Raw genomic sequence first — 7555 nt, forward strand, 5'->3', positions numbered from 1 at the left:
TAGAATTTTCTCAAAGACAATTTAGTTTAAATCGCTTTCTTGTCGTTTCGTATTTTAGAGAGAAACTCGGGAGAAATTCCGAGGTAGGAAGCGATGTAATGTTGCGGTACGCGCTGTGGAATGTTGGGAAACTGTTTTAGAAAAGCGGCGTAATTTTCGGCAGCGGTGAAAGCAATGTTGTTTACGAGTCGGTTTTGAGTGGAAGCCAAATGGTTCTGTACCATAATTCGGAAAACGCGCTCGAATTTTGGAAGTTGCTCGAGTAGTGCTTCTTTGGCTTCGTAATCAATTTGCAACAGTTCGGTATCTTCGATGAGCTGGATGTTAAATCGCGAGGGTGTTTTTTTGTAGAAGCTCGCAATGTCGCCCAGCCAGTAATCTTCAACGGCAAAGAGTAGCGTAATGTCGTGTCCGTTGGCGTCGGTGTAGAACGTTCGCGCACAGCCTTTGATGATGTACGATTCGTGTTTACATATTTCGCCTTGTTGGAGTAAAATCGATTTCTTTTTGAACTTTTGGTAGGTGAGAAAACTGTGAAAGACATCTAATTCTTCTTCGGAAAATGGCATACATCGTTGCAAGAACGCATCGATTTCTGCAAAGCGATTTTCATTCACGTTCGTTCTCTTCATGATAGCCAGTTAGCTGAGTGCTTCGTTGATTTCGTTCATCAACAAGCCGCTACCACCGCCGTAATGCGGAATTACTTTAATGTGCGGATATTCAGTTAAAATCCGTTCTTTGATTTTAAGTTCTTCATCTGCGGTTAAGCCAGCGGAAAGTAATACCAAGTTAACCTGATCGATTCGGTTGTCGGCAACGAGCTCGTCGAAGGTATCGGCAGCAGTTCCCGTAAACGCCTCATTTTGGTTAATCAGACGCATCAGTACTGCTTTTATTTCTTGGTGTTTACCAATCACGGCAATATGAATCGGCATCGGTAATTTTTTCGGCAATGTAAGATTTTTCTTGGTAAAATACCGTTGATTCCTCCTGTTTTTTACGGTTCTAAATTTTGTAACTAATTCATAACATTAGGCTTGGGCCATTTCAGTGGGTTCTGCTTTCTTGAAAAACTGCCAAGCTATTGAAAGTAGAATAGTTAACGCAGCACCGATGAAATTCAACCACAAATACCCCAGTAGTTCTTTTCCGCTTGGGTAAATGTGTATTGTGTAGTAGTAAATCACGAAAATAGTACACTGCGAAACAACAGCGGCTACAAAAACTGCTTGTGCTTTTACGTATTTGATGTAAAAACCAACTAGAAATATGCCCAAAACCGTTCCGTAAAATATAGATCCAATGATATTTACCAGCTGAATTAAGTTTTCAAATAAATTCCCAACGCAGGCAATGGCAATTGAAAAAACGCCCCATAATAGCGTGAAAAACCGACTCATAGCTACGTAGTGCTTTTCGGATTTTTCGCCTTTTACGTTTCTTTTATAAATATCGATTACCGTTGTTGAAGCCAAAGCACTGAGACCAGATGCGGTCGACGACATGGCCGCACATAAAATTACCGCCAGAAGTAATCCGATGAAACCGATTGGTAAGTAGTTAAGAACAAAGTAGATAAAAATATAATCGGAGTCGTTCGTAATTGCCTTCTCATCGGCTTTTTTAATCAAGCTTTTCGCCGAGTCGCGCAAGGCGTTTTCTTTTTCGGTGAGTACAAAAATTTGCTTTCGCAGAATCGGATTGCTGTTGCCGTTATTTAACTGATTGTTGTAATCGAGGGTCACTTGCAAACGTTCGGCTTCCACCGTTTTTAAATCGGCTTCCAGCTTTTCGTACTCTTTGTTGTACGAACTTGCTGCAACAACTTCTTTGTTGTGTGGATTGAAGTTCAGCGGAATTTCTTTAAACTGAAAAAACACAAAAACCATGACGCCTGTTAACAGAATAAAAAACTGCATCGGTACTTTTAAAAAGCCGTTCATGATTAAGCCCATCTGACTTTCGCGAACCGATTTTCCACTCAAATAGCGTCCTACTTGCGACTGATCGGTCCCGAAATAGGCAAGCATTAAAAACAAACCGCCAGTAACGCCGCTCCAGAAAGTGTATCGATTTTTAGGATCTACCGAAAAGTCGATGATGTCCATTTTGTGATTGGCACCGGCAATTTCAAGTGCATTTGAAAAACTGATGTCTTTAGGTAAACCGTCGATGATCAGGTAAAAAGCCACAAACATCCCCGACATAATGATGAACATTTGCTGCTTGTGTGTAACGTTTAGTGCTTTAGTTCCGCCAGTTACCGTATAAATGATTACTAATAAACCGATGATTATATTGAGTTGCGTCACGTTCCAACCGAGAATAGTACTCAGAATAATTGCGGGTGCGTAGATCGTAATTCCGGTACCTAAGCCGCGCTGCACTAAAAATAGGATAGCCGCTAAAGAACGTGTTTTTTGGTCGAATCGTTTTTCAAGAAATTCGTAAGCGGTGTAAACTTTAAGCTTGTGGTAGAGAGGGATGAAGGTGTAGCAGATGATTACCATGGCCAGCGGTAAGCCAAAGTAAAATTGCACAAACCCCATTCCGTCGTTAAAGGCTTGACCGGGTGTGGAGAGAAAAGTAATTGCGCTCGCTTGCGTGGCCATAACCGAAACTCCCACAGTGTACCAAGGGGTTTCGTTGTTGCCTAGAATGTAGTCTTCAACACTTTTTGTGCCACGCGTTTTCCACACTCCATAAACCACAATGAAGAAAAGCGTAACTATGAGTATAATCCAATCGAGTTGCTGCATTACTTATACAATTCCATGAGCATATAAAACAAAGCGAAGTAGCAAACATTCGCCAATAACATCCAGGTATATTTCTTTTTCCATTCCATAATTTGCTACTTTGAAACCGAAAGTAAATTAGCCAAAAGTTTGTAAGCGCCGGTTACGCCTTCTGGTAATTGTCGGAAAAAACTTATTCCGCAGTAAATGTAATGACCTTTACCGTAGGGTGCAATTAACAAACCCGATGTTTTTTGTGTCTCTCCTGTATCGGCCATACTCAAAACGGTTTGGTATTTTTCATCCCATTTTGAAGGAAAATAGAGGCCGCGTTCTTGCTTCCAATTCAAGAAATCGTTCTGCGTGAGTTTATTAGGTTTGTTGAGCACTTTTGCCTGCGGATCGATAAAACTCACTGCCGAATCTTCTTCGGTAACTCGCTCTCTTCCTATCGTAAGCGGGTAGGGTGTAAAATCTTTCAAAACCAAATCATCGAGCGTGTTGTATTGCACCAAAAGCGTTTTTCCCGATTGTACGAAATCAAGCAAAAGCGCGTGAATACCTACCAAATCTTTATTCACATTGTAGGCGCGAATTCCCGTAATGATAGCATCGAAAGTACTAAGCGATTCCTTGGTAATTTTCTTAGGATCTAATACGACAACTTCTGTTTGTAATTGTTTTAGATATTCGGCAACTTCATCGCCAGCACCGGGAATGTAGCCTATTTTCTTGGCTGAAATATCGATTTCGGCTACAACCAACTTGCAATGTGCTGGCGCAATGAGTTGTTGGTGGTAAATGTGGTCGAATTCTAAAGCAGTTCGGTGCAAAGCTGTTTCGTTGTTGTCGCCCACAACTGCGGTCAGCAAAACGGTATCGACCGTTTTTTGTGGTGTAACTTCGAAAAAAACCGTTTGTTTTTGTCCGGTTTTTAAATCGCGCAAAGCAATAAACTCGGGAGTAACTTTCCAATTTTCAGGTGCTTGCAAGCGAACGGTTGTTTCCGAGAAATCGCTGCTGGGTATAACAGCTAATTCTATGCGTTGTTTTTTGCCGGCTTTCACTAAAAGTGATGTTTGTGCAAAGGCAACATCAAGCTGCGGACTCACCAATAAAGGTTGGAAAATCTCACCTTTTACATCGTTGGTAGTTTTAAATACTACTGGCGTTTTGATGCTAATTGTCTGATTTTCGATTCCAAGAGTCACATTTACGATTACTGCTGGGTTTTTTTCTGGAAGTCCGCGGTCAAGCTGATTCCCAACAGCAAACATGCCATCGGTTTTGTTGGCGTTTATGTAATAGGGCGTGGTGTACGGTAAGTCTTTCTCCAAACGGAGCTTTAGTTTTTCTTTGTAGCCGACATTTGGTTTCAGCGGAAAATCTAGTTTTGTCACCAGCTGCGATTCTACCGAAATGGTATTCAAAACAAGCGGTATCTCACTGCGGTTAATTACTTCCAGCGAAGCTTCGAATGCGGTTCCGGGCGACATTCGGGCGCTGTTCGTGACAACTTCAATATAAAAACCGCAACTTGCCAAAATGAGTTTGTCGAGTTCTTGGAGTTTGTACGTGCGAAACCCTGATTCGGGTAATGCGTTGAATCGGCTGCGGAGTTCGAGTAATTTTGGTAAGCTCGCCGACGGATTTTTAAAATCGAATTGTGCGATAAGATCGTTGCAAATTTTAATAATGTTATCTCTTTCGGAAACGCCGATACAGTCGTTAGTTTGAAATGATTTATCGCCTTTGATGAATTCGAGGTATTCTTTTTCGCTGCCGCGCGAGCCCGACGAACCAAAACCTTGCGATTTGTGGCAACTTCTGCTCAAGGCCGCAATTTCTTGAATAGATTTTCCTTCGAGTGGCAGAAATGTTCCGAGATCAATTTCGGTTAAATTCGATTTATCTGCTGCGGCAAATTTTTCCTGACTGCCGTAAAACCACCATGATGTGTTAAAAAACAACTGTTTAGCTTGCCAAACGCCCACGTATTGCAATTGTTCGGGAAAGGCCGTTGGGTCGGCAGCCAAATCAAATGCTTTCAGGCTTAATTGTGCAGAAGCGGTGTGGTGTCCGTGAGTGGTTCCAGGTGTTCGATGGTCAAAGCGATTGATAATGATTTCCGGTTGTAGTTTTCGGATAATCCACACCATGTCAGAAAGCACGTCTTGTTCGTTCCATTTGGCGAGGGTTTCGGTCGGGTTTTTCGAGAATCCGAAGTCGTTAGCACGGGTAAAATATTGTTCGCCGCCGTCGATTTTGCGAGCTTCGAGCAGCTCTTGTGTGCGAATCATGCCAAGTTGATCGCGCAGTTGCGAACCGATTAAGTTTTGCCCACCGTCGCCGCGAGTGAGGGAAAGATATGCCGTTCGGTAGTGTTTCGCGTTCGCAAAATAGCTAATCAGACGGGTATTTTCGTCGTCGGGATGTGCCGCTACGTAGAGAACGGTGGTCGTTTTCGACAATTTTTGTAGGCCTTGGTAAATGTCGGCGGCATTCAGTTTTTCAGGTCTTTGCGCCCATAATGCGCTGCTAAAGCAAACGAGTAAGCAAACAAACTTCTTCAAAGCGTTTTTTTGGTAAAGATACTATTCCAAATAGAAATACATATTTCATTAACATTGAACGTTAGAGCGCGGTTATTTGCATGAAAAAGGGAGTAGAATTCTACGATTAAAGATGGTTTATTAGCTTAAGCAAAACCAACAAGAGCACCTTTGTAAAGCTATTTTGTGGATTCATTTAGTAAAAAATCTGCATCAAAAATTCTTCAAAGGTTATATGTTTATCTATTTTTTTCTTGGATCGCAAAGTACTGAAAATTTATGTTTATTTTTATCCTACAACTACCTCCTGAGTGCATATGGTATGCACAGTGGTTCTAGAAGATATTTAAATAAGTTTATCAGTTATTCGATAAACAGGAAATGATACTGTTCAATATTATTTTATGAGCGAAAACAAGACATTAAACATTAAGCATCCAAATAGAATTTTCCTACTGGTAATAGCCTGTTCTTTTTTAACGATATCTTCTTGTAAAGATGATCTCGATGATAATTTGTTTTATGAGGGATTACCGGATAATCAATTCATAGCCGACGACGGAAATGTTTACGCTACAGGGGTTTCGGGATGTAGTAATGGAGATTATATGGTTGATAACACTAAAGTTGTTACCGGATTAAGCGTTCCAAACAATCTTCCCGAAAGCTTCGATTTATCAGAGTATCTTCCGCCTATTGGAAACCAAGGCAGACAAGGGTCGTGTGTTTCTTGGGCGACAACCTATTATCTAAAGTCGTTTCAAGAGCGAATAGAATCAGGATTACCCTTCAGCGACAGTAGAATAATGAGTCCGGCCTATACGTATAATCAAGTAACTCAGGGTACATGCAGCGGTACTACTTTTGAAAGTACTCTTGATATTTTGAAGCAGCAAGGTGTAATTTCCTTATTCGAATTTCCGTATTCCGACAATTCATGCAGTTTACAGCCTAACGAATTTCAGATTAATTTGGCCGCAGCGAATAAAATAAGCGATTATAAATACCTGAGCGGGATTAATATGGTTAACGAAATGAAAACCTTGCTTATTAATCAGGAGCCCATTTTAATTAGTGCTTTTTTAACGAAACAATTCGGAAAAAAAGATGCTTTGGGGCTAACTGCTTACCGGGCGCATACTATAAATCCGAGGATGGTAGGAGATTGTCATGCTATGTTGGTGGTTGGTTATTCCGATGAATACAATGCTTTTAAAGTCGTTAATTCATGGGGTGAAGCATGGGGAGATGCTGGTTTTGTGTGGATTGATTATAATGCATTCGAGGACGTTTTAAACCAAAATAAAGCATTTAAAGTCATTAATCAGGCAATAGTGGTTGAAGATCTGTAGAAATAAAATGGTTAAAGTCCTTTTTGCAGTCTTGTAAATTCGATTGCGACCACGTTTTTCTGCCAAGGGGAAGATAATCATTTTCAAAAAAGTAGAATCGACCGTCTGTCAACCAAATGAATTTTTGCTTTTAAAGAGATACGGTGGTCTTGAATCCATCATGACAAAATTAATAGTATAACAGAATACTGTAAAAGCAACGATCTGCACCTCAGAATTTTAAATTATGTCAGCGAATATGAATCGTAAAGCATGGTATCAGACGCTCGCCATATATGTGCTGGCATTAGTGGTTTGGACGTTACTTTTCTGGCAAAACCAGTATTTAAAAGATGTACTTCTTGAAATTCATATCACATACACGACAACGCTCACGGCATTTTTAGTCATCAATGCGGTGTTTAACAGCGAATGGATGGAGTTTATTCGCATTTTTATTCGAACACTCTTCCGCGTTTGGCTGATAATCTTTATCACATTTGCCATTGCCGTAAGCCAAAAACGTGTGGGAATTTTGCTGTCACTGTCCTTTATTTTTGGATATTTGGAAGGATTAATGGACATTAGTAAGTGGCTGCAATCGCGCACCACAGCTTTAACAATCTTTCGAATGCAGCTTTTTGCGCAAAATCGAGCCGAGGCCACTCTGGCCGCAGTTTTCCTGATGAGTTGCATCCATATTCTCTGTGCGTTGCTCATTGCTGTTGTGCCCTGGGTTATTAGCTAAGTTTTTTTGTAATTGGTTAACAGCTCCGATAATTTGAGTAAGTAATCTTTCACTTTTTGACGCCAAACCATTCATTCCGTGATGCTTGCGCTTGTCGAAGGCTGGTGCCTGAGCTTGTCGAAGGCAGATTTTTTTGGGAAGCTAGAAGCTAGTCCCGATAGCTATTGAGATAGACTCCTTGAC

The 7555-nt window shown here is 41.0% G+C and carries 6 protein-coding genes; 2 read left to right on the forward strand and 4 right to left on the reverse strand.

Annotation, left to right across the window (positions count from 1 at the left end; translation table 11 throughout):
• Window positions 1–26 precede the first annotated feature (26 nt).
• The 4 genes from ACOVQQ_RS06645 to ACOVQQ_RS06660 form a co-directional block, all read right to left on the reverse strand.
• A complete protein-coding gene (locus ACOVQQ_RS06645; protein WP_421817505.1) occupies window positions 27–632 on the reverse strand; it encodes a Crp/Fnr family transcriptional regulator in 606 nt (201 codons plus the stop codon).
• A 9-nt stretch (window positions 633–641) separates the two neighbouring features.
• The gene (locus tag ACOVQQ_RS06650) at window positions 642–938 is read right to left on the reverse strand and encodes a hypothetical protein (protein ID WP_421817506.1); all 297 of its coding nucleotides are present in this window, start codon (window positions 936–938) and stop codon (window positions 642–644) included.
• Window positions 939–1034: 96 nt separating this feature from the next.
• Entirely contained in the window at window positions 1035–2762 is a 1728-nt protein-coding gene (locus tag ACOVQQ_RS06655; protein ID WP_421817507.1) for a sodium:solute symporter, read from the reverse strand.
• A gap of 95 nt (window positions 2763–2857) precedes the next feature.
• Window positions 2858–5314 (reverse strand): PIG-L family deacetylase, encoded by a 2457-nt coding sequence (locus ACOVQQ_RS06660; protein WP_421817508.1) that lies wholly within the window; start codon window positions 5312–5314, stop codon window positions 2858–2860.
• A gap of 383 nt (window positions 5315–5697) precedes the next feature.
• Here ACOVQQ_RS06660 and ACOVQQ_RS06665 point away from each other — a divergent pair, with 383 nt between their 5' ends.
• Together ACOVQQ_RS06665 and ACOVQQ_RS06670 are read left to right on the forward strand one after the other, a co-directional pair.
• Complete coding sequence (locus tag ACOVQQ_RS06665) at window positions 5698–6645, forward strand: C1 family peptidase (protein WP_421817509.1); 948 nt, start codon at window positions 5698–5700, stop codon at window positions 6643–6645.
• A gap of 238 nt (window positions 6646–6883) precedes the next feature.
• Window positions 6884–7372 carry a hypothetical protein gene (locus ACOVQQ_RS06670; RefSeq protein WP_421817510.1) on the forward strand — a complete coding sequence of 163 codons (489 nt, stop codon included), beginning with the start codon at window positions 6884–6886 and terminating at the stop codon, window positions 7370–7372.
• The last annotated feature ends 183 nt before the right edge of the window (window positions 7373–7555 follow it).

The sequence above is a fragment of the Flavobacterium sp. genome, assembly GCF_049240005.1.
GTDB lineage: Bacteria > Bacteroidota > Bacteroidia > Flavobacteriales > Flavobacteriaceae > Flavobacterium.

Excerpts from the sequence above, each read along its gene's own strand:
- ACOVQQ_RS06645 (WP_421817505.1), bottom strand. The coding sequence starts at position 632 with ATGAAGAGAACGAACGTGAATGAAAATCGCTTTGCAGAAATCGATGCG.
- ACOVQQ_RS06650 (WP_421817506.1), bottom strand. The coding sequence starts at position 938 with ATGCCGATTCATATTGCCGTGATTGGTAAACACCAAGAAATAAAAGCA.
- ACOVQQ_RS06655 (WP_421817507.1), bottom strand. The coding sequence starts at position 2,762 with ATGCAGCAACTCGATTGGATTATACTCATAGTTACGCTTTTCTTCATT.
- ACOVQQ_RS06665 (WP_421817509.1), top strand. The coding sequence starts at position 5,698 with ATGAGCGAAAACAAGACATTAAACATTAAGCATCCAAATAGAATTTTC.
- ACOVQQ_RS06670 (WP_421817510.1), top strand. The coding sequence starts at position 6,884 with ATGAATCGTAAAGCATGGTATCAGACGCTCGCCATATATGTGCTGGCA.